The following is a 23,231-nucleotide window of genomic DNA, read 5'->3' on the forward strand; positions in this document are numbered from 1 at the left end:
GTTGTGCTTACCCGCTCAGGGCGCCCGGGTCGCAGGCGGTGTCCAGGCGGGTACGGGGATGGGTGGGGTCGCCCCGGCGGGCGTCCCTGTGGGTGCTGCGGTGGGCGCCGTGGTGGGCGGCAGGTTGGGCAGGCCGGGCAGGTTCGGCAGCGGGATCAGCTCGATCTTCGCGGCGGTCCGCTCCAGCTTCGCCGGTCGGTGGCTCTGGGCGTCGAAGAAGGTGATGCCCCGGCCGTCGTTCCAGGCGTTGAACACGTGGCCGCTGCCGTCGGTGCGGGTGATGCCCACACCGACGTGCCTGCCCGGTTCGGCGGCCAGGTGGTCGACCACGTGGTGGTAGTTGGGCACCACCCGGAAGTTGGCGTTGAACGTCTGCTCCAGGTAGCTGCCCGGCGCGGGGCCGGGCAGCGGGGGCGCGGCCACCGGCCTGCCGTGCAGCGTCTCGTGGGTGGCGATGACGCAGTTCGTGCAGTTGACGTTGTGGCCGGGGACGCCCGCCTCGAACGGCTTGCGGTTGACCGCGGCGAGACCGGGGTAGGCGTCGTCGGCCCACTTCGCGGCGGTCGCGTCGTCGGCGAACGCGCCGTGGTGCCGGGTGCCGGGCGGCAGCCACTCGCGCAGCCCGGCGTCGTGCGCGAGGTCCAGGCGGTGGTCGACGAACCGCTTCGACACGGTGCGCACCACCTCCTGCCCGGTGGCGGTCTCCCGTTCCACCCGCTCGCGCTCCTGCCGCTGCCGGTCGGCCAGTTCCTGCTCGGCCGCGCGGCGGTGGGCGTCCCGCTCGGCCGCCAGGTGCTGCAGGAACGCCACCCGCTCGTCCTGCTGGCGGACCAGGAACCGCTGCTCCTCGGCCCGCGCCTCCCGCTCCAGCCGGTCGCGCGCCTCGGCCTCCACCCGCTGCCGCTCGGCCGCCAGGTCGCCGTCGAGCTGCCGGAGGGCGTTGTCCCGGGTGGCGGCCTGGTGGGCGAGCAGCGAGTTCCAGGCCGCGTTCGGGTCGAACGAGCCCGGCGCGCGGGCGAGCCGGTCGCGGATCTGCGCCTCGGCCTGCCGGCGCTCCAGGTCCTGGTCGAGCGTCAGCTGCTCGACCAGCCGCTGCCGGCGCGGCGACTGGGCGAACACCAGCTCCTGGGCCAGTCGGTCCAGCTCGGCGCGCTGCACCCCGGCGAGCCGGGCCCGCTCGGCGGCGAGGGCCCGGTCCTGATCGGCGGTGAAGGCGCGCTCGGCCTCGCGGTGCTCCCGCTCCAACCGGGTCCGGATGGCCTCCACCCCGGCCACGTGGTCGGCGTACTGCCGCAGCTCCAGCTCCCGCAGCTTCTCCTCCCACGCGGCCCGCTGCGCCTCGGCCAGGTGGTTGCTCTCGGCGGTCTGCTCGGCGAGCAGCTTGGCCGACAGGTCGGCGGCGGCCCTGTCCCGCTCGGCTTTGCGCTGGTCGGGGCTGATCGGCGCCGGCGGTGCCGCGGGTGCCGCCGGCGTGGCCGGTGCCGCGGGTGCCGGCGGTGCTGCGGGTGCCGGCGGCGTGGCCGCCGGCGCCGGCGCGGGGGTGGTGGGGGCGGCGGCCGGCGCGCCGAACGTCCCGGTGGTCGGCGTCCCGCCGTCGGCCGGTGTCACGACGATGACCGGTGGGGCGGCCGTGGTCGACGTCGGGGTCTCGGCGGGCGGGGTCCCGGCGGTGACCGGTGCGGGGGGTGGGGCTTCGGCGGTGACCGGCGTCGGCGGGGTTTCGGGAGCGACCGGTGCGGGTGGTGCTTCGGCGGTGGTCGGTGTGGGGGGTGTTTCGGCGGTGGTCGGTGTGGGTGGGGTGCTGGGCGGGTTCGGGGCCGGGGCGAACTCCCCGATCAGGCGGTCGGCGGTCTTCTTCGCGTCCCACCAGGTCCGCTGCGCGGTGTCGGCCGCGGTCTGCCTGTCGCGCAGGTCCGCCTTGGCCGCTTCGATCAGCGCGGGGAACCCGGCCGCCGCGGCGCGGGCGTCTTCCAGCTGCTGCCGCACGTCCGCCAGGGTCGCCGCCGAGCGCGCGGCCCTGGCCCGTGCCGCCCGCTCCTGCGCGCGCTCGTGCTCCAGGCGTGGCTCCACCTCGGCGCGGGTGGTCTCCAGCCGCCGGGTGAGCCGGTCGATGCCGTCCGCGTGTTCCCGGGCGGTCCGCCGCGCGTCGTCCAGCGCGGTGGCGGCGTCCCGGGCCCGGCGCCGCTCGGGCACGAGGTCCGCGTCGATCTCGGCCAGCCGCGCCGTCACCTGGTCCAGCTCGGCGGTCAGCGGGGCGGTCCGCGCGGCGAGGTCGCCGCCGGGGGTGCTCTCCGCCGGGGTGTTGTCCGCCGGGGTGTTGTCCGCCGGGGTGTCGGACGCGGTGTCGGACGCGGTGTCGAGTGCGGGTCCGGACGTGGGGCCGGGTGCGGGTCCGGACGTGGGGCCGGGCGCGGGTCCGGACGTGGTGCCGGGTGCGGTGTCGGGTGCGGCCCGGTGGCTGCCGGCTGCGCGGATCACGGCGTCGCGGATCTCGGCGTCGTGGATCTCGGCCAGCCGCTCCCGGAGCCGCCGGCTCCGCTCGGCGAGGTCCGCGGACTCGGCTTCCAGCAGCTCGACGGCGGACCGGGTGTCGCGGGCCGTGCCCTCCAGGCCGGGCAGGAGGCCCTCGGTGTGGGACCGGGCCTGGCCCAGCGCGTCGATCCGCGGGGGCAGGTCGGTCAGCGCGGGGTGCGCGGCCAGGACGGCGTCGTGCCGCCGGCGGGCGGCTGCGACGTCGCCCTGCGCGGCCCCCAGGTCCGCCTGCGCCCGGCCTTCCCGGTCCGCCAGGCGGGCGACGTCCTGCTGCGCCGCGACCTGGTCGATGAGCAGCCGCTGGGCGTGGTGCCGGGCGCGGTCGGCGAGGGCCTGCGCGTCCCGCCAGGTCTTCGCGGCGGCCTGCACGGCGTCCTGCGCGGCGGCCAGGTCGGCGTCGACGGTGCGGCCGAGCACCGGCTCCAGGTCGGCCACCGGCATCCGCAGGTCCGCCGACCTCGGCACCCGGAGGTCGAAGGTGACCTCCCTGCCGTCGACCTCCGCGACGAACCGGTACTCGACGTCGAACTCGACCAGCGCGGTCCGGCCGGACGGCTTGAGGTTCTGCGCGGTGCCGCTGGTGGGCCGGCCCGCGCCGGTGGTGGAGTCCTCGGCGGAGTGCTTCCACTCGGGGCCGGTGGAGGCCGAGTTGACCGAGCGCGGCAGGTCCGGCTCGCCCTGGCCGTCCACCGCCTTGCGGTTGTAGCCGAAGGCGGGCAGGCCGACCGTGACGTCGCCGGAGTCGGAGTGCTTGACCTCGGTCCCGGTGGTCTGCGTCCTCGAGGTGGGGTTCTCCAGCTTCACGCCGTCGGTCAGCGAGTCGAGCCGCGGGTCGAGCAGCCGCGCGTACACCTTGAGGTTCGCGCGCTGGGCGTTGACCAGCGCCGCTTCGTGCAGGCCCGGCACCTCCAGCGGGCCCGTGGTCATGCCCGGCAGCATCGACTGGAGGGTCTCCGAGCTGAGCGCGGCCAGCAGGGCGTTCCGCGCCCCGGTGCCCTTGCCGGTGAGCCCCTTGCGCGCGCCCGCCTCGGCGAGCGCCCGCAGCGCCGCCTCCCGGACGGCCTCCGCGCCGCGCATCCCCTCCACGGACGCGCCGGGCGGCACGGCGACCGGGCGGGCGGGTGGCGTCGCAGGGGCCGCGGCCGGGACCTCCGGCGCGGCTTGGGCCCCCGGCGCGGTGGGGGCCTGCGGCGTGGTCGGGGTCTGCGGCGCGGTGGGGGTCTGCGGCGCGGTGGGGGTCTGCGGCGCGGTGGGGGTCTGCGGCGCGGGCGGGACCTCGGGGGCGACGGGTGCGGTGGTGGTCGGCGGGGTGGGCGCGGGGGTCCCGCCCACGGGCGGGGCGGGGCGCTGCCAGGCCCGCACGTCCCCGGCGTCCGGGCGGGGCACGGGCGTCGGCTCCCGGTAGGGCTGCCGGGCGTCGGCGTCGGTCCCCGTCTCGACCCGCACGTTGTCGGCGTGCAGGCGGACGGTCATCGGGGACTTGTCCGCGCTGGACGCCTCGGCGACCTTCCGCGTCCCCTTCTCCACCACCAGCTCGAACCCGATCGGCACGCGGTAGCGCACGGCGGGACCGGTGGCGGTGTGCTTGTGGCCGAACTGCTCGACCGAGGCGCCGGTGGTCGTCCTGCTCCGCCCGTGGCCCAGCGCCGCGCCGGCGGAGCCGCCGACCGAGGGCGACCCGCCGTCCTTCACGTCCGGCAGGTGCAGCCCCAGGGCCTTGGCCCCGGCGCCGACCGACCAGCCCTTGGTGGACGACTCGGTGCTCTTCGCGGAGCCGGTGAGGATGTGCTCGATGTCGTGGCCGTCGTTGACCGCGCCGAGGAACTCCGGCGAGCCGGCCTTCGCCTTGAGGGTCACCTGGTAGGTGTCCTTGCCCATCAGCGCGCCCGGCTGGTGCAGCAGCAGCGGCACGCCGCCGTCCAGGGCGCTGTCGATGAGCGCCTTCACGCTGGTGGGCGAGGTGAGGTCGACCAGCCGCCGCAGGTTGCGCATCGAGTCCTTCAGCACCGACCCCGGGACGAGGCCGGGGCCGACCCTGCCCTTGGTGTCGGCGTTGACCTTCCCGACGAGGTCGGTGACGACGGCGGACAGGTCCGGCACGTCCTCCACCAGGCTCAGGCCCAGCGAACTCGGCTGGTCCGGGGTGAGCCGCTTCGGCGGGAGCATCCGGTCGGGCGCCGGCGCGGGGGCCACCCCGACGTCCTGCAGCAGCCCCATGTCGCGCGCCATCTGCTCGCTGACCCGGACGAACACGCCGCCCTCCAGCCGCACGCCCGCCGCCTCGGCCCGCGGCGTGCCCGGGACCACGGCGTTGCCGGACCTGGTCTCGCCGACCACCGTGAACGTCGCGTCCAGCCGCACCAGCGCGGTCCGCTCGCCGGCCGGCCGGACCAGCTTGCGGTCGACGTTGCCGCCGATCTCGGTGGCCTTGGCCGAGGACTCCGACCAGGGCGTGACCTTGGCGTTGGCGGTGAACGAGCCGGCCCCGCGCGGGGTGTTGCCGTCGGGCTTGCCGCTGAGGCCGGCGGCGGCGGTGAACTCCACCGACGTGCCCTCGGCGTCGCTCCCGCCGGCCTTGAAGCCGCCGCCGGTCCACACCTCGGTGGGCGTGGTGTCCGAGAGGGACACCAGTTCGGCCCGGTCGAAGCGCACGGCGACGCCGACCGCGCCGGTCCGGTCGGTGACCCGGCGGTCGAACCGCAGGCCGTCCTCGACGAGGCCGTTCTCGTGCATCCGGCGCAGGTTGGCCTTCAGGCCCTCCGGGCTGAACAGCTGGTCGATCCGGTTGCGCGAGACCGTGCCGGGCACGGTCAGCGACGAGTCCCGGCCCGCGGCCCGGGTCAGCACCTCGATCGCCCGGTCCCGCAGCGCCGACGAGTGCGCCACGGCCTCGACGTGCAGCCAGTCGTAGGAGTCGGGGCGGCTGGAGATCGGGAACCGCGGGGCCGCGGCGTCCGGCCCGACCACCGCGGGCGCGGCGCCGGGGACCGCGGGGGCGGTCTTCTTCAGCAGCGAGTCGATCGTGGTCGGGGGCACGTCGACGGACACCGGGGCCTCGGGCTCGAAACCGGTCGTGCCCACGGGCAGGGTCGAGCCGTCCGGGACCCACAGGTGGACCTCGCCGGTGATCGGCTCGACGGTCCGCACGGCCTTCGGGTCGGTCCCCGGGGCAGCCGCGCCGCCGGCGGCGGGCGATCCGGTCCGCACGACCGTCTTCGCGTCCGGGACCTGCAGCTGCGGCGCGCCCGGCAGGACCCGCTGCACCCACGTGCGCGGCCGGCTGAACCGGGTGACCTCGATCTCGAACCGGATGTCGTGCGCGAAGACCTGCGCCTTCGCGTCGCCGACGTTGAGCGCCACGTCGTTGACGGTCGGGCCCGCGGCGGTCTTCACCGACGAGGTCCACGACTTCTTCACGCCCGCGCTCGCGGTGGGCGTCAGGATCGCGCCGCCGGGCTTCTTGAGGTTGGGCCCGCCGCGCACCTCGAGGCCGAGGCTGCTGCCCTTCGCGGTGGTCGTGGCGCTGTCCAGCTTGGGCGCGGCCGACGACAGGGAGCGGACCTGGCGGTTGTCCGCCTCGCCGAGGTGCGTCGGCCCGGCCAGCGTCGCCTTGACGGTGACGTTGACGAAGTCGTTGTGCACCAGGCCGCGGCGCTTGAGCTGCACCTGCACGCCCGGCCCGAGCAGGCTGTCCAGCTTCGCCCGCAGCGCCGTCGGCGACAGCTCCGCGTCCAGCCTGCGCTGGTTGTCCGCCTGCTCCGCCGCGTCGGCGTGGTTCCTGCCGCTGGAGATCGGGTGGCCGGCGGCCCCCCACGTCGGCAGGAACCCGGCGAAGCCCGGCAGGTCCCGGAGGGCGTCCTCCACCTGCGCCCGCACCCGGTCGGCGTTGGCGAGCCGGCCGACGCGGACGTTGCCCGCGGCCAGGCCGGCGGACAGGTAGGGCGGTTCGACGCGGGTGCCGCCGGTGCCCGGCCTGACGACGTCCTGCTGCGTGCCGGGCGGCACCGGCAGGCCGTGGGCGGCGGCCTCCGGCAGGCCCAGCCGCACGTACGCGACGACCTCCTGCTTGACCGTCGTCGGCCGGTCGCCGGGCGCGACCGCGCCGTCCGCCTTCGCGGGCGGGGCGAACGGCGTGCGCACCTCGACCTCGACACCGACCCGGTACAGCCCGGTGTTCCCGCCGACCTGCACACCCGCCCGGTTGACCGTCGTGACGCCGGCGGACGAGCTGTCGGTCGTCTTCCGCGACACCGAGCCGGTGACGCCACCGGTCACGACCATCGGGCCGGGGGTGCCGACGCCGCCGCCTACCGCGCCGCCGACCTCGACGCCCTTGCCGGTCGAGGAGGTGACGCCGGTGTTCGCGGTGGCGGTGTCGTGCAGCCGGAACTGGGCGCTGCCGTGCACGCCGACCAGTTCGGCGTCCACCAGCTTCGCCCTCATCTGCACGGTCGCGCCGTAGCTCGCGTTGGGGCTGGCCAGGAGGGGCGAGGTGACCCAGCCGTTGAGCAGCACGTGCAGGTTGTCGCGGATGGAGGTGGGGCTGAGGAAGTCCCGCAGGTCGGTGCGGCCGTCCGCGCCCGGCTTGACCACCGAGGGGTGCAGGCCCGCGGCGACCGCCCGGAACAGCGCGTCGCCGTCGACGTCCGAGACCGCCTCGGGCACCAGGAACTCCACCGCCGCGCCGGCCTCCCGCAGGTCGGTCTTCCGGCCGAGCGCGTTGTCGGTGTGCGTGAGCCTGCTCAGGTCGTCGGGGACCTGGAGGGAGGCGGTGTGCGGGTCGCCCGGATCGGCCGGCACCTCGTGGGAGGTGGTCGTGCCGGTCCGCGGGTCGGTGAGGGTGAGGGTGTAGGAGACCGGGACGTCGTACCCGGTGGAGGCGTTGCCGCCGCGCACCTCCCGGTCGTCCGCGGCGGACGAGGTGCTGTTCGCGGAGGTGGCCGGGGTGGAGGTCCGGCCCTTCACGCCGACCGTCAGGTAGGCGCCGCCGCCTTGGCTCACCGTCCCGCCGAAGGCCAGTTCGTTGTCGGTGGACAGGTTCGTGGTGGTGGAGGCGGTCGCGCCGCTGTCGACGCGGCTGTCGACCTTGGCGGGTGACGCGACGCCGGGCGCGGTGACCTGGCCGAGCCGGGCCTGGACGGTGGCGTCGTACCAGCGGTTGCCGACCCTGACCTGGAACGTGCGGCCGTCGCCGAGGAACGACTCGAAGTTCGCGCCCAGCTGGTGGCCGATGCGGTCGACGCCCACGGGCGTCGCGCCGTCGACCTTCGGCAGCAGCCCGGTGATCGCCCCCACCACGTGCTCCACGCCTCGCACGCCGGTGACCGCGATGGTGCCCAGGGCCTTGTTCTCCTGGAAGAACGCGGGCAGGGGGACGTTCGGCAGGACCCCCTGCGGAGCGGTGTTCGGCTCGGGTGCGGGTGCGGTCGCGTCGGTGGCCGTCTCGACCGCCGTTTCGACCGCCGGGGCGGGGGCCGGGGTGGGGTTGATGGTGGCGTCGGTCGGCGTGGTGGGGGTGGCGGTGTTGTCGGTCGGTGGGGTGGTGCCGGTGGCGGTGTCGGTCGGCGGGGTGGTGCCGGTGGCGGTCGGTGGGGCGGGGGTGGTGGTGCTGTTGTCGGTCGGTGGAGCGGGGCGGGTTGCCGGGGCGTCGGGTCCCGGGGCGTCGGCGGACCGGCCGGTCGCGGCGCCGACCGGGGTCGGGGGAGCCTGGCGCGGCGAGTTCGGGTCGTTCAGCGTGGCGTGGTCGCCGTCGGGCACCATGACCTGGCTGTCGGTGGTGCGCTCGATCAGCCACAGGTGCCGCGGCTTCAGCTCCGGGTCGCGGTGCACCCCGGCGCCCATCAGGCCGTTGTCGGGCACCACCAGGTTGGCCGGCGCGTGCCCGGCCGGGAGGCGCCTGCCGTCGCTGTTGAACACGCGGGCGCCCGGTCCCGCCTTGTCCCGGTACTCGTCGGGCAGGCCGAAGTAGTGCGCGACCTCGTGGGCGAGCACGTTCGGCGAGGTCCGCCCGCCCCAGTGGAGCTGGTCGGCGGTGGCGGAACCGGTCACCTCGACCGTGGTGTGCGCGTCCTTCGGGTCGTCGACGAACTCGACCCGGGCGTGGAACTGGTCCCCGGAGGGCAGCCGGTGACCCCGGTTCAGCAACCGGTCGACGCCCTCGACGGCCTTGCGCCGCACGTCGGCCAGGTCGGACGCCGACGCGCCGGCGCCCTGCTCCAGGTGCACCCGCAGCGTGTACTCCTTCACCCACCGCCCCGGCTCGACCTCCATCCGGCGCACGTCGTGCCGGATCAGCCCGGTCACCGAGTCGAGGCGGCCCGGGGTGCTCGACCGCCGCACGTCGGCGACCTCGGTGTCCACCGTGCGCACGGGCGCCTTGTCCCGCACCGACTCCCACTGCGACGCGGGCTTCGGGTCCTGCGGCGCGAACCAGTCCGCGGTGTCGGCGGTGCTGTGCCGCCACGACGGGTCGTCCGCGACGGCGAGCCGCGAGGGACCCGGCCGCTGCGCCTCCGCGGTGCCCGGCGCCGGTCGCGTCGCCGGGTCCGGGCGCAGCTCGGCGCGCAGGAGGTCGACGTACTGCCGGGTCACCTTCTGCGCCTGCTGGACCGCGGCGATCTCCTGCTTGTCGAGCACGTAGGTCTTGTCGCCCGGCGCGCGGTACCCGGTCAGCTTCTCCATGGTGGTGGGCAGGCGGAAGGTGTCCTTCTCGACGCCGTAGTGCCCGTGCAGCTTCTGCCGGAGCCCCTGCAGGTCCTCGACGGTCCTGCGCAGGTCCTGGGCCTGCCCGGGGCTCAGCGTGCCCTTCTGCTCCAGGACGTCGATGCGCCCGGCGGTGCTGTTCTGGTTGGTGATCAGCTCCGCCACGGCCAGCCACCTGGTGCCCAGGGTGAGCGGGCGCAGGAAGGCGTCCTTGAGGTTGGTCTCGCCCTTCGGGTTGACGACGGGGTCGGCGGTGTGGAGGAGCGCGCTGCCCGCCTGCCTCGCCTCGGCGGTCCTGTCCTGGAAGGCGTAGGTCTCGCGGAACCGGTCGAAGACCGGGGAGTCCGCGGAGTTGTCGGCGTTGGCGAGGCCGTCGACCGGGACCAGCCTGGAGTCGTAGACGACGCCGTAGTTCGGGAACGACGGGTCCGACGGCGGGTCGCGGTGCGGGTCGTCCGGGTCCGGCTCGGTCCGGAGGTTGTTCGCGGCCAGCTCGTCGGGCCGCGCGGTCCGGTCGGTCCGGAGCCAGAGCGCGTCCGGCTCGAACAGCACCTTGGCCGCGGGGTCGCCCAGCCGGTGCTGGAGGTCGGCGCGGGCGAACTCGATCAGGTCGGTGGTCAGGTCCTGCAGCAGCAGCAGGTGGTGGTGGTCGACCGAGCCCCGGTCGACGTCGCCGATCACCGCGAAGTCCAGGTCGCTGGCCGGGGCCGGCTCCGCCCGGCCGTAGCCGCCCAGCGCCACCACGGCCCACGGGCGCGCCGGCGTGCCGACCAGCCCGGTGGCGATCCGGACCGCGTCGGCGACGACGCTGTCCGCGCGCCTGACCACCAGGTCGGTCGCCTCGGCGGTCGTCAGCCCGGTGTCGGCCCGCGACTCGCGGCGGAACAGGTCCATCCGCTCGGCGAGGTCGCCCGTGCTGTCGAGGGTGTCCGCCAGGCGGCGCTCGAAGACGCGGGCCGCCAGCTCCCGGGCGGCCCCGTCGCGGGCGGTCGCCGGGTCCTGCCCGTTCAGCCGCTCGGCGAGGTCCGCCACGGCGGGGTCGTCCGGGATCGTGGCCGCGATCCGGCTCGCGAGCGCTCCACCGGTGTCCCCGGCGAGCCTGTCGCCGAGCGCCTCCACGGCGCGGTCGAGCAGCCGCTGCTGCTTGGGGGAGTACCGGTCCCCCAAGCCCGCGCGGTCGGAGAAGGACGGGGTGTCCGGGGCGGGGCGGGTCCGCGGGGTCGGGTCGGCCGCCGGTGGGGCGGGGTCCGGTTCGGGCGCGGGTGGCGCCGGCCGGGTGGCCGGGGTCGGGACCTGCGGGGTGCCGTCCTGCGGGGTGGTGCCTTGCGGGGTGGTGCCTTGCGGGGTGGTGGTGTCGGCCGTGGTGGTGTCGGCGGTGGCGCCGGCCGGGCTGGGGGCCTGCGTGGTGGTGCCGGCCGGGCTGGGGATCTGCGGAGTGGTGTCGGCCGGGCTGGGGCTCTGGGGTGTGGTGCCGGCCGGGCTGGGGGCCTGCGTGGTGGTGTCGGTGGGGTTGGGGCCTTGCGGGGTGGTGTTGGTGGGGCTGGGGGCCTGGGGTGTGGTGGTGCCGGGGTTCGGGCCCTGGGGCGTCGGGTCCTGGGGCGTCGGGTCGGGGTTGCCGGGCGCGGCGGTCGGGGCCTGCGGCGCGGGGGCGGGCGCGGCGGGGTCGCGCGGCGGGGTCGGCCGCTGGGCGAACTCGGTGTTGAAGTCGCCGATCCGCCGGTCGACGGCCGACTTGGCCGCCAACCACTCCCGCTTCCGGGCGTCGGCGTCGGCGCGCAGGCCGGGCAGGGCCGTCCGCAGCTCCTCCGCCACGCGCTGCGCCCGGCCCTCGACCTCGGCCTTGGCGGCGTGCGCGGCGGCCAGCCCCTGCTGCGCCCGCGCGAGCGCCTCCCGGGCGGGCGCGATGGCGCCCTGGTGCCGCTCGACCTCCTGGTCGCGCGTCGCCAGTTCGGCGAGCGCCTCGTCGTGCCGCCGGGTCCGCTCCTCGACCGCGTTCCGGGTGTCCTGCACCTCCTGGTCGGCGGCGGCCAGCTCCCGGCGCGCGGACCCCGCCCTGCTGTCGGCGTCGGCGAGGTCCTGCGCGGCGGCGGGCAGGCGGGCCTGGCGGCCGGCGTCGGGGTTCGCGGTCAGCTCGGTCACCAGGTCCTTGAGGTCCTGGGTGGCCTTCTCGGAGTCGAGCAGCGCCGTGTCGAGCGCGGCCTGCGCCGCGACCCGGCGCTGCTCGGCGCGGATGAGGTCCGCGCGCGCCGCGTCGAGCTGCCGGCCGGCCTCCGCGAGGTCGGTCTCCGCGGCGCGGGCCCGGTTTTCCAGGGTGCTCTGCTCCGCCAGCCTGAGGTCGAGGTCCGCGGTCGCCGCGGTGTGGGCGCCCTGCGCCCTGCCGAGGTCGATGTCGGCCTGGCGGCGGTCCGCCGGGATCGCGAGGACGGCGTCCTGCGCCCGGTGCCGGGCGGTCTCGATGGCGACCTCCGCGCTCCGCCACGAGTCGGCGGCGGTCTTCACGCCCTTCTGCGCGGTGGCCAGGTCCCCGAACCGCGTGTCCAGCGCGGGCTTGGCGGTCGGCCCGACCTGGTTCCCCAGCACGTCCAGGGCCTGCGCCTCGGGCATCCGCACCTGCGCGGACCCGGGCAGCGGCAGGTCGACCACGCCGACCCGGCCGCCGCCGAGGTCGGCGACGACCCGGTACTCGACGTCGAACTCGACCAGGCCGCTCAGGCCGTCCCGCTTGAGGTCGTTGACCTGGTTGTTCTGCGTGCCGCCGGTGTCGGCGTCGGTGACCTCGCCGCCGTGCTTGAACTCCAGGCCGGGCGTGCTGAAGATCGTGGCCGGGCTCTCGGACTTGAACCCGCCCGTGGCGCCGCCCACGACGACGTCGTTGCCCTCGGTCCTGCGGACGTCGGCCGAGGTCGAGGTCGAGGTGCTGGTCGGGTTCTCCATCTTCACGCCCGTGCTCAGCCCGGCGAGCTTCGGGTTGACCAGCTTCGCGTACACCTTGACGTCGGCGTGCTGACCGCTGGTCAGCGACGCCTCGTGCAGGCCCGGCACGGTCAGCGGGCCGGACACCATGCCCGGCAGGTGCGGCTGGAGGGTCTCCGAGCTGAGCGCCGAGTGCAGCGCGTTGAGCGAGCCGGTGCCCTTGCCGGTCAGGCCGGCCTTCGCGCCCGCCTCCCGCAAGGCGGTGACCGCGGCCTCGCGCAGCTCCTTCGCGCCGCGGAAGGTCTCCACCGACGCGGACGGCGGCAGCACGGCCGGGTTGCCGGACCGCTGCCACTGCTCGATCCGGCTGCCCGCGGCCTCGCTCCGGGGTTGCCTGCTCGGGCCGGGGTCGGCGGGCGGCGCTGTGGGTGGTGCGGGCGGTGCGGTGGGCGCTGCGGGCGGTGCTGCGGGCGGTGCTGCGGGCGGTGCGGTGGGTGGCGCTGCGGTGGGCGCGGCGGGGTTGTTCCCGGCAGGCGCCGGGGCGGGTGCGATCTTCAGGTTGTCGGCGTGCAGCCGCACGGACACGTCGCCGGTGACCGAGCCCTGCGCGAGGGGTGCGCCGCCGGTGCCCCTCTCCACCACCAGCTCGAACTTCACGGGCACGTCGAACCTGGCCACCGGACCGGTGCCGACCCGCTTGTGCCCGACCTGGCTCGTCGTGGCGTCGGTGACGTTCGTGGTGGTCGAGCTGCCGGTGTTGACCGCGACGGAGACGCCCGCCGACGTGCCGGACAGGTTCGGGTCGGTGTTCTGCGGCAGGCCCGCACCGGGCAGCTTGAGCCCCGCGCCCCAGCCGCTGCCGCGGCCGGACCCGGTGGTGCTCCTGGTGCTGCCCGCGATGATGTGCTCGACGTCGATGCCGTCGTTGGCCACGCCGGTGAACTTCGGCGAGCCGTCGATGTTCGCCTTCAGGGTCACCTGGTAGGTGTCCTTGCCGAACGTGTTGGGCTTGTGCACCAGCAGCGGCACACCACCGTCGAGCGCGCTGTCCATCAGGGACCTGACGCTGGTCGGGGACCCGAGGTCCAGCAGGCGCCGGAGGTTGTTCATCGAGTCGTCCAGCACCGAGTCCGGCACCAGGTCGAGGCCCTTGGCCTTCAGGTCGGTCAGCAGGTTCGGCACCAGCCGCGACAGGGTCGGCGGCATCGCCTCGACCATGCCCAGGCCCATCGAGCCGGGCTTCGCCGGGTCGAAGGTCTTCGGCGGCAGGACCTCCGCGTCGGGGGCCGGGGACGACGGCGGCTCCGGGGCCGGCGTGACGGCGTCCGGGTCGGCGGGGGTGATGGCGTCCGGGTCGGCCGGCGCGGGTGCGGTCTGCGTGTCGGGGTTCGGCGTGGCACCGGTCGGCGGGGTGCCGGTCGGCGGGGTGCCGGTCGGCGTGGCACCGGTCGGCGTGGCGTCGGTTTGCGGGGTGCCGGTCGGCGTGGCACCGGTCGGCGGGGTGCCGGTCGGTGCGGCACCGGTCGGCGTGGCGTCGGTTTGCGGGGCGCCGGTCGGCGGGGTGGTCTGCGGGGTGGGGGAGGGCGTGGCCGAGGGGTCGGCCAGGGCTCCCAGCTCGATCGCCGTCTGCTCGCTGACCCGCGCGAACAGGCCGCCCGGCAGGTGCACGGCGCCCGCGGCGGTCGACGGCGCGCCCTTGTGCGCGGTGTTGCCGGCGCGGCTCTCGGCGACCACGGTGACCGTCGGGTTGAACCGCAGCAGCACGGTGCGCACGCCCGAGGGCGTGTTCTTGACCCGGTCCACGTTCCCGGCGACCTCCGCGCCGGACGCCTCAGACTTGGACCACAGCGTCTTCTTGGCCACGACGCCGATCCCGCCCTGACCGGTGGCGTTCGCGACCGGCTTCGCGGGGACGGTGACGCCGGCCTGCGCCTCCCACGACACGCCGCCGACCCGGTTGTCCCCGGTCCGGAACCCGCCGCTGGTGGTGTTCTCGGTGCTGGTCCTGTCCGCGACCGCCACCAGCTCGGGCGTGCCCAGCTCGACCTTGACCCCGATCGCGCCGGTCCGGTCGTTGATCCGGCGGCCGTACTTCAGGCCGCCCTCCTGCACGCCGGTCTCGACCATCCTGGTCAGGTTGGCCTTCATGGCCTCCGGGCTGAACATCCGGTCGATCTGGTTGCGCGCGGGCGTGCCCGGCACGGTCAGCGACGAGTCGCCGCCGGCGGCCCTGTCGAGCACCTCGATCGCCTGCTGCTTGACCGCGTGCGCGTTGGTCAGCGCCTCGACGTGCAGGATCTCCGGCGCGGCCTTGCCGGGCGCGTCGGTGAGCCAGTCCCTGAGGCTCGCTGGCGGGGTGACGTCCGGGACCACCACCGGGTCCTTCGGCCGCAGCTCGGCGGCCCGCTCGGGGGTCAGCCTGCTCTTGTCGATCGTGGAGCTGTCCGACGCCCACAGCTGCACGGTGCCGGAGATGTCGTCGATCCGCCCGATCCCGGTCGGGTTGACCGCCGGCGGCGGCCCGGTCCGCGCGACGACCTGCGGCACCGGCACCTGGAGCTGCGGCATCCCCGGCGTGATCCGCTTGACCCACGCGCGGTTGCGGCTGAACCGGGTGATCTCGACCTCGAACTCGACCCGGTAGTCGAAGACCTGGGCGTTGGCGCCGCCCGCGTTCAGCCCGGAGCTGTTCACCGCCGGGCCCGCGGTGGTCCGCACCGCGGTGTTGGAGCTGCGCTTGACGCCCACGGCGCCGGTGGGCGTGAGGGTGGCGGCGCCCACGTCGGACTTGCCGCCGAGCTTGCCCTCGACGCCCGCGTTCCAGCCCTTCTGGGTGGTGGTCGAGCTGTCCAGCCGGGGGCCGCTGCCCGACCAGCCGCGCACGTTGTGGTCGTCCACCTGCCCCAGGTGGGTCCCGCCGGTCAGCTTGGCCTTGACGTTGATGTTGACGAAGTCGTTGGTGAAGCGCCCCCGGTGCTTGAGCTGCACGTCGACGCCGGGGCCGACCAGGCTGTCCAACCTGGCCCGCAGCGCGGTCGGCGACAGCTCGGCGTCCAGCTTGCGCTGGTTCTCCAGCTGCGCCACGACGTCGGCGAAGTTCTTGGGGCCCTTGCCCCGCACGGGCGTGCCCGCGCGCTCGTCCCACTCCGGCAGGAAGCCCGCCAGCTCGGGCACCTTCCGCAGCTGCGACTCGACCTGCTGCTGCACCCGGTGGGCGGGCGCGAACTCGCCGACCTTGACGTTGCCCGCCGCCAGCGCGGCGCCCAGGTAGGGCGGCGCGACCCTGGTGTCGGGGGAGCCGGCCTTGAAGTCCGCGGACCCCTCCGGCGTGGGCAGCTTCTGCAGCTGCGCCTCCGGCAGGCCCACCCGCACGTAGGTGGTGACCGGGATCCGGTCGACCTTGCCGTTGGCGGTGCGGACTTCCAGGTCCGCCTTCACCTCGTACAGGCCGATGTCGCTCTTGACCTGCACGCCGGCCCGGTTGCCGACGTTGGTGCCGGTGTTCGACGTCTCGGTCACCTTGGCCCCGATGCCACCCACGGCCGCGATCGAGCCGGTCACCCCCACGGGCGGGTTCGCGCCGAAACCGACGGAGGCCGTGACGTCGACACCGCTCTTGGTGTTGGCCGTGACCCCGGTGTTGGTGGTGGCGATGTCGTGCAGGCGCAGCTGCGCCCCGCTGTTGGTGCCGATCAACCGCACGTCGGTGGGCGTGGCCTTCATCTGCACCGCGCCCGCGTAGGAGGCGTTGGGGCTCACCAGGTTCGGCGAGGTGACCCAGCCGTTGAGCATCGCGCCGAAGTTGTCGCGGATCGTCGTGGGGCTCAGGAAGTCCTGCAACGCGGTGCGACCCGGCGCGCCGATCTTGACCACCGACGGCGGCAGCAGCCTGGCGACCCGGTCGAAAGCCTGCTTCGGGTCGTCGACCGTGACGGCCTCGGGCCCGTGGTGCTCGATCCTGGAGACCACCGCGGCGTCCGGGTCGTTCTGCACCGGGCCGGGCGGGGCCAGCTCGACCAGCTCGTTCGGGATCCGGAGGGTGGCCGTCCCGGTCGGCGGGGTCGCCGGCTTGCGCGGGTCGGCGTTCGGGGCGTTGGCGTCGGTCAGCGAGAGGTCGAAGGTGACCGGGACGACGACGGTCGTGGACTTGCCGCCCGCCCGGATGGCGCGCTGGTCCTGCGCGGTCGCCTGGACGGTGGTCGACACGGCCGGCCGGGCGAGGCCGACCTTGACCGCCACCGAGCCGAACGCGCCGACGAGCTGGCCGCCGGTGGCGCTGACGCCCACCTCGCCGTTGGTGGACAGGGAGTTGGCGGTGGTCGCCGAGGCCGTGCTGTTGGCGGTGAAGTCGACCTTCGTGGAGACGTTCGGGGTGGTCGCGGCGGCGGGGTCGGGCGGGGACTCCAGCTTCGCCTCGACGGTGACCTCGAACCACCGGTTGCCCGCCTTGAGCGGGAACCTGCGGCCACCGCCGAGGAAGGTCTCGAAGTTCCCGGTCAGCGCCGCCCCGATCCGGGCGAGCCCGTCCGGGTCGACGTTCGCGTCGGCCGGCAGCAGGGCCCGGACGCCGGCGGTGACCTCCGCCGCGCCGGTCACGTCGGTGACCGCGGCGGTGCCCAGCGCCCTGCCTCGGCGGAGGAAGTCCGGGAGGCGGGGCAGGGAGGACAGGACGTCGGGCGTGCCGGCGGCCGGGTCGGGGTTCCCGCCCGGGTCCGGGCTGCCGCTCCCGCTCGGGTCCGGGTTCCCGTTCGGGCCTCCACCCGGGGTCCGGTCGGGGGTACGGTCCGGCGTCCGGTCGGGGGCCGGGGTCCTGCTGCTGCTCGCCTCGGCGTTGCCGGTCGGCATCAGCTCGATGTCGTCGGGCCCGGTCCTGCCGTCGGGCTGCCGGGTGTCGGGCTGCCGGGTGTCGGGCTGCGGGGTGTCGGGCTCGGCCTTCTGCTTGCCCTTGTTCGAGGTGGGGGCGGGGCGCGGGGCGTCCGGGGTGATCGCCACGGGCGGTGGCGTGACCACGATGGCCGGGACCTCGGCGCTCGCCCTGCCGTCGGGGCGGTCGGTGTCGGTGTCGTCGGCGGCCTTGTCCCGGGGGTTCCTGGTGTCGGGCGCCGGCGGCTGCACCGGGGGCGTCGGCTGGGCGAGCGCCGGTGGCTGGACGGGAGGCGTCGGCCGGCCCGGCGACGTCGGCTGGACCGGCGTCGGCTGACCCGGTGACGTCGGCTGGACCGGCGTCGGCGGCTGGACCGGCGACGTCGGCTGGAGCGGGGGCGTCGGCTTGGGCGCGGGCGGTGGTGTGGACGGTGAGGACGGCGGGGCCTTGTCGACGGTGCCGTCGCCGGCCTTCGGCGAGGGCGCGTCGAAAACGCCCTTGCCGGGGCCCGCGGCGAACCTGCTCGACCGGTCGGAGCCGCCGGGCGCGGGTGCGGTGGGTGCGCCGACCGGCGGTGCGACCGGTGGCACGGCGGCCTGCGGCACACCGCCCGGCTGCGCCGCGGCGGGCGTCGGGGTCCTGCCCGCCGGGGAGGTGCTGGCGTGCTGCGCCGGCGGGGTGTCGACCTTCGCCGCCGGGGTATCGACCTTCGCGGGTGGGGCGTCGACCTTCGCGGGTGGGAGGTCGACCTTCGCCGCCGGGGCGCCGCCCCTCGCGGGAGGGACGTCGACCTTCGCCGCCGGGGTGTCGACCCTCGGCGTTCCCGGCGCGTCGGACCTCGGCGCCGGGAACGGCTGGGCCGAAGGCGCGCCGGGTTTCGGCGCGGGCGCGCCGTCACCGGGCAGCGTCGGCTTGGGCGCGGGCGGCGGTGTGGACGCCGAGGTCGCCGGGGCCTTGTTGATCGTGCCGTTGCCGGGCGGCGGCGTGGGCGCGTCGAAGACGCCCTTGCCGGGACCGCCCGCGAACCTGCTCGACCGCTCGGACGCGCCCGCCCCGCCGGGCGCGCCGGCGCCGCCCATCGGGCCGCCGGCCATCGGGGGCGCCGCCGGGCTGCCCGGCGCCACCGACCCACCACCGACCGGAGGGGCCGTCGCGGGGGCACCGCCCACGGCGGTCCTCGGACCCGATGCCGGGTTCGCCCCGCCCGCAACACCGCCGCCGGGCACACCACCGGGAACACCGCCGCCGGGAACACCACCGGGCAGCCCACCGGAAGCACCGCCGGGCAGCCCACCGGGAACGCCGCCCTTCGCCCCGGGCGGCAGGCCCGCCCCGGCGGGCGGCTGGACGCCCGGCCCGCCGGACGACGGCGCGCCACCGGCCTTCGCCCCGCCCGGCGTCGCGCCCGGACCGCCCTGCGGCCCGCTGATCGGCCCGACCCCCGGCCCGCCCGGCAGCCCCTTGGACCCGCCGGGCAGCCCGCCGCCACCCCCGGGCGCGGTGATCGGCCCGACACCGGGCCCGCCGCCCTTCGACGGCCCGCCGGACGGCCCGGTGCCGGCCCCGCCCTTCGGCCCGCTGATCGACCCGACACCCGGTCCACCGGCGCCGCCCTTCGACGACCCGCTCGGCGTCGCGCCCGGACCGCCCTGCGGCCCGGTGATCGGCCCGACACCCGGCCCGCCGGCGCCGCCCTTGGCGCCCGCCGGTCCGGTGCCCGCGCCGCCCTTCGGCCCCTGGACCGGGTTGACCGCCGGTCCACCGCCGCCCTTCGGCCCGCCGGGCGCGGTCGGTCCGCCGCCGCCCTTCGGCCCGGTCGCCCCGCTGACCTTCGGACCGCCCGCCCTCGGCCCGCCCGAGGGCCCGCCGGAGGGCCCGCCGGGCGGGCGCTGGGCGCCCGAGTCCGGGATGATCCTGCCGAACTCCTTGGAGCTGTTGGCGTCGGTGAGGACGTGCGTCTGCTGGGTCGCCCTCAGCCCCGCCTGGACGTTCCCGAACGTCGTGGCCGCCCGGTCCACCTGCTCGACCGAGTTGGTGGTCGAGCTGTTCAGCCCCGACACCGTGAACATGCCGATCGGGCCCAGCGCGCTCGGCCCCAGCTGCAGGCCGCGCAGCCCGGTGGAGATGCCGCCCAGCCTGGACTGGAGCTCGGCGGCCTTGGCCTGGAGCCGCTCCATGGCGCTGCCGCTCATGCCGAAACCGGAGCCGGAGCCGCCCGTCGGCCCGCCCGCGGGGGGCGGCGGCGGGGTGGGACCCGGCGTCGGGCCCGGCGCGGGCGGCGGCGGGCTCGGCGGCGGGGTCGTCTCCGGGCTCGGGTTACCGCCACCGGAGTTCTTGGGGGCCATGAGCAGCTCTCTCCGAGTGGGTCAGACCTGGGCGGAAGGGCTCTTGGTCTTCTCGCCCCCACCGGTGTTCGAGTACTTGGCCTGGTAGTCCTCGTAGGCCCGCTTCGCCGAGTCGCCGGCGGACTTGGCCTGCGTCGCCGCCTCGTCGACCCGCTCGCGCGCCGCCTCGGCCTCGGCGGCGGCGCGCTCGGCCGCCCTGATGTCGGCCTCGCTGCCGGTCGCGAACGCCCGCGCGTTGGCCTCGGCCGCCTTCGCGTTGGCCTCGGTGAACGCCGCGTTGGCGTCCTCGTACCGGGCGTTGGCCTGCTTGGCCGCGTCGTTCTTGCTCGACAGGTCGCTCTCCGCCGCCGACCGCGCCGGGTCCTGCTGACCGCCGGGGTTGTTCTGCTTGTACTCGTCGTAGGCCCGCTCCCGGGCCTCGTCGGAGGGCTTGGTGTCGGCCAGCGCCCGGGCCGACTGCTTCGACGCGTCGGCCAGGTCGCGCGCCTCATCGGCGGCGGTCTCCGCCGCCTCGGCCGCCTCGGCGCGGGCCGCGTCCGCCGCGGCCTTCGCGGCGTCGAACTTCGCCCGTGCCCGGTCGTAGGCCGCCTGGTCGCCGGACCGGGCCGCCCGGTCGACCTCCTCGGCGGCCTCGTTCGCCCGCCGGTTCGCCTCGGCCGCCCGGTCCGACTTCTCCTTCAGCGCGTCGTTGGCCGCCTTCAGCTCGTCGCCCTGCTTCTTCTCCTCCTCCTTGGCGTCGGTGTACCGCTTGTTCGCCTCCTCGGCGTCCCGGTCGGCCTTGTCGAGCTTGTCCTTCTCGTCGTCCTCCTTGCGGCCCTTCTCGATGTCCTTGTCGACGTCCTTGACGGACTTGTAGCCCTCCCAGCCGATCTCGCCGACGTCGGCGATGTTCTCGAACCGGTCCCAGCCGTCCTTGATCTTCTTGACGATGTCGTCCAGCTTGCCCAGCCGCGCGACCTGCCTGGCCAGCGCGGGGATCAGCCGCGCGATGCGGGCCGCGATGTTGGTGCCCAGCGCGACGGCCTTGCCGACGGCGAAGCCGATGAACGCCGCGATGGACGCGCCCAGGGTGGGGATCGCGAGGGCGGCGGCGGTGATCGCGCCGCCGATCAGGCTGCCGAGGAGCTGGGCGATCAGGTCGCGCACGATGTCGCGCAGGACCTGCACGAGCATCCCGCACACCGCGACGATCTTGGCCTTGGTCTCCAGCGTGCCGGCCAGGTCGTCGAGGTTCTGGGCCACGCCCGTCATGCTGTGCTTGAACTTCTCGGCCGCCGGGCCGGTCCAGCCCTCGGCCGGGGCCAGCCCCTGCTTGTGGTCGTCGGCGAGCACCCGCATGTCGACGGCCTGCTTCTTGGTGGCGTCGACGTGGGCCTGGATCTCCTCCGGGTTGCCCATCAGCTTGTCCAGGCCCTCGCGGAGGAACGAGACGTGCTCGATGAGCCAGCCGATGCCCGCGCCGATGAGGCTGCCGAGCGGGTCGCTCGCGAACATCACCACCGAGGACGCCGCGCCGATCGCGTTGAACGTGATGTCCAGCACGCGCTCGGTCTCGGTCTCGGCGTCCTTGTTGATGGAGTCGATCAAGCCGTCGAACGCCTCGATGAACAGCGTGCCCTTGAGCTTGTTCTCCTCGGTGATCTTCATGCCGGGGGGCGAGGCGATCGGCGTTTCGGGGGCGGTCATCGCAGGGCCTTCCTAGCTCACCAGGGCTGGTTGTCGTCGTCGTCTTCGTCGTCGCGCCGGGCCGGGCGGGCCGCCGTCCGGGGCCGGGCCGGCGGCTGCGGCGGCGCGGGCGGGCGCGGCGGCTCGGGCTCCGGGTCCGGGTCGGGGTCGTGGTCGTCGGGCGCGACGTCGTCCGGGTCGTCGGGCAGCGCGTCCATGTACATCCGCATCGCCTCGGTGCCCGTGCCGATCGGCTCGAACGCCTCCATCACCTTCTGCGCGGCCTGCTTCTGCGCGGCGCGCGCGGTGCCCAGGATCAGCGCGGTCAGCCGGGCCGGGCCCAGCTCGCACGCGCGGTGGCCGAGTTCGAGGTCCAGCAGCCCGCCGTTGGGCCCGACCGTGACGGTGACCGCGCCGTCCCGGCTGGTGGCCCGGCCGTTCGCGGCGGCGACGCTCTCCTGGAGGTCGGCCGACTTCTGCGTCAGGTCGGCCAGGCGCGACTCGTAGTCGTCCAGCCACTGCCGGGGGTCCAAGGCTGCCTCCTGCTGGCGGATACCGGTGCAGCCTGCAGTCCACCGAAAGTCACCAACGCGCCCCCAACGCCCCGCCAACGGGTGATTCGCAACACTGTGTCGAAACCGACCACTACCACCGTCGCACCGCGACCGGTGGTAGCGGGAGCACCACGGTCCGCACCCGGCCGGCCGGTCGGCGTGACCGGCCGGGCGCGAGCCGTGACGCGCGGGCGCGGCCCCGCGGGACCCGGTGACCGGGCGGTGACGGCGCGGATCGGCTCGGCGACGGGCGCGCCGCCCTCCGACGGCGGGGCGGGTGGGCGATCCCGCACCATTTAGGTCACGCGCGGACCGGTGCGTGGGCGGTCGTCGTTACCACGGGGTACGGTTCGCCACTCGGAGCCCGACAACGCCGTCGGGGGAGTGTCTGCTCGCTGAGCAGGGAGGGAGACGAAGCCGTGCGTCGTCGAATGCGTGGCATCGCGGTGACCGCGATCGCGCTGACCAGCGTTCTGTCGATGGCCGCCTGTGCCAAGGACGGCGGTGGGGCCGACTCCGGTTCGACCGACAACGCCTCGGGCGGGTGCAAGCTGGCGCCCAAGCCGCCGGCCGCCGCCGCGGCCACCAGCAGCTCCTCGGCCGGCGAGAAGGTGGACGGCAGCGCTCTCAAGGTGGGCCTGGCCTACGACATCGGCGGCCGGGGCGACGCGTCGTTCAACGACTCCGCCGCCGCCGGGCTGGACAAGGCGAAGGCCGACTTCGGCGTCGCCGAGGTCAAGGAGCTGACCGCCGCCCCGAACGAGGCGGAGGACGCCAAGCAGACCCGCCTGCGCCAGCTCGCGAGCGAGGGCTACAACCCGATCATCGGCGTCGGCTTCGCCTACGCCGAGTCGCTGAAGGTCGTCGCGCCGGAGTTCCCGAACGTCAAGTTCGCCATCGTGGACGGCGCGGTCGAGGGCGCGGCGAACGTCACGCCGCTGGTGTTCGCCGAGGAGCAGGGCTCCTTCCTGGCCGGCGTGATCGCCGCCTACCAGTCCGAGAGCTGCCGCGTCGGCTTCATCGGCGGGGTGAAGATCCCGCTGATCCAGAAGTTCGACGCCGGCTTCGAGCAGGGCGCCAAGGCCGCCGCGCCGGACATCAAGGTCGAGAAGAAGTACCTGACCCCGGCGGGCGACTTCACCGGCTTCCAGGAGCCGACCAAGGGCCAGGAGGCCGCCAAGGGCCAGATCGAGGCGGGCGCGGACGTGCTCTACCACGCCGCCGGCGCGTCCGGGAAGGGCGTCTTCTCCGCCGCGAAGACCGCGAACGTCAAGGCCATCGGCGTCGACTCCGACCAGTACAACCAGGCCACCGTCGCCGAGTCCAAGGACGTGATCATCTCGTCCATGCTCAAGCGCGTCGACGTCGCGGTGTACGACTTCGTCAAGGCCGTCGCCAAGAACGACCTGGCGAACCTGCCGAAGGTGTTCGACCTGAAGGTGGACGGCGTCGGCTACTCCACCTCCGGCGGCAAGATCGACGACGAGCTGAAGGCGGTGCTGGACGGCTACAAGGCCCAGATCGTCGAGGGCGCGATCAAGGTCTCGGACAAGCCCTCCAGCTGATCCGCACCGCACCGCACCGGGCCTCGCGAGCCGCCTCGCGAGGCCCGCTGCGTGGTTTCGACCCCCGGCGCGAGCCGGAACGCAGACGGAG

At 75.5% G+C, this 23,231-nt stretch carries 4 protein-coding genes; 1 reads left to right on the plus strand and 3 read right to left on the minus strand.

Features of this window, described 5'->3' with window-relative positions; all coding sequences use genetic code 11:
- Positions 1-15: 15 nt before the first annotated feature.
- The 3 genes from JOE68_RS18475 to JOE68_RS18485 all read right to left on the minus strand — a co-directional run bounded on the left by JOE68_RS18475 (position 16) and on the right by JOE68_RS18485 (position 21,554).
- Positions 16-19,203, minus strand: coding sequence for a toxin glutamine deamidase domain-containing protein (locus tag JOE68_RS18475; protein WP_204843561.1), 19,188 nt, complete (start codon positions 19,201-19,203; stop codon positions 16-18).
- Between the two features lie 174 nt (positions 19,204-19,377).
- Entirely contained in the window at positions 19,378-21,042 is a 1,665-nt protein-coding gene (locus JOE68_RS18480) for a WXG100 family type VII secretion target (protein WP_204843562.1), read from the minus strand.
- Between the two features lie 17 nt (positions 21,043-21,059).
- The gene (locus JOE68_RS18485; RefSeq protein WP_204843563.1) at positions 21,060-21,554 is read right to left on the minus strand and encodes a YbaB/EbfC family nucleoid-associated protein; all 495 of its coding nucleotides are present in this window, start codon (positions 21,552-21,554) and stop codon (positions 21,060-21,062) included.
- A gap of 452 nt (positions 21,555-22,006) precedes the next feature.
- Here JOE68_RS18485 and JOE68_RS18490 point away from each other — a divergent pair, with 452 nt between their 5' ends.
- Positions 22,007-23,140, plus strand: coding sequence for a BMP family lipoprotein (locus JOE68_RS18490; protein WP_204843564.1), 1,134 nt, complete (start codon positions 22,007-22,009; stop codon positions 23,138-23,140).
- Positions 23,141-23,231 lie beyond the last annotated feature (91 nt).

The sequence above is a fragment of the Saccharothrix algeriensis genome (assembly GCF_016907655.1).
Taxonomy (GTDB): Bacteria; Actinomycetota; Actinomycetes; order Mycobacteriales; family Pseudonocardiaceae; genus Actinosynnema; species Actinosynnema algeriense.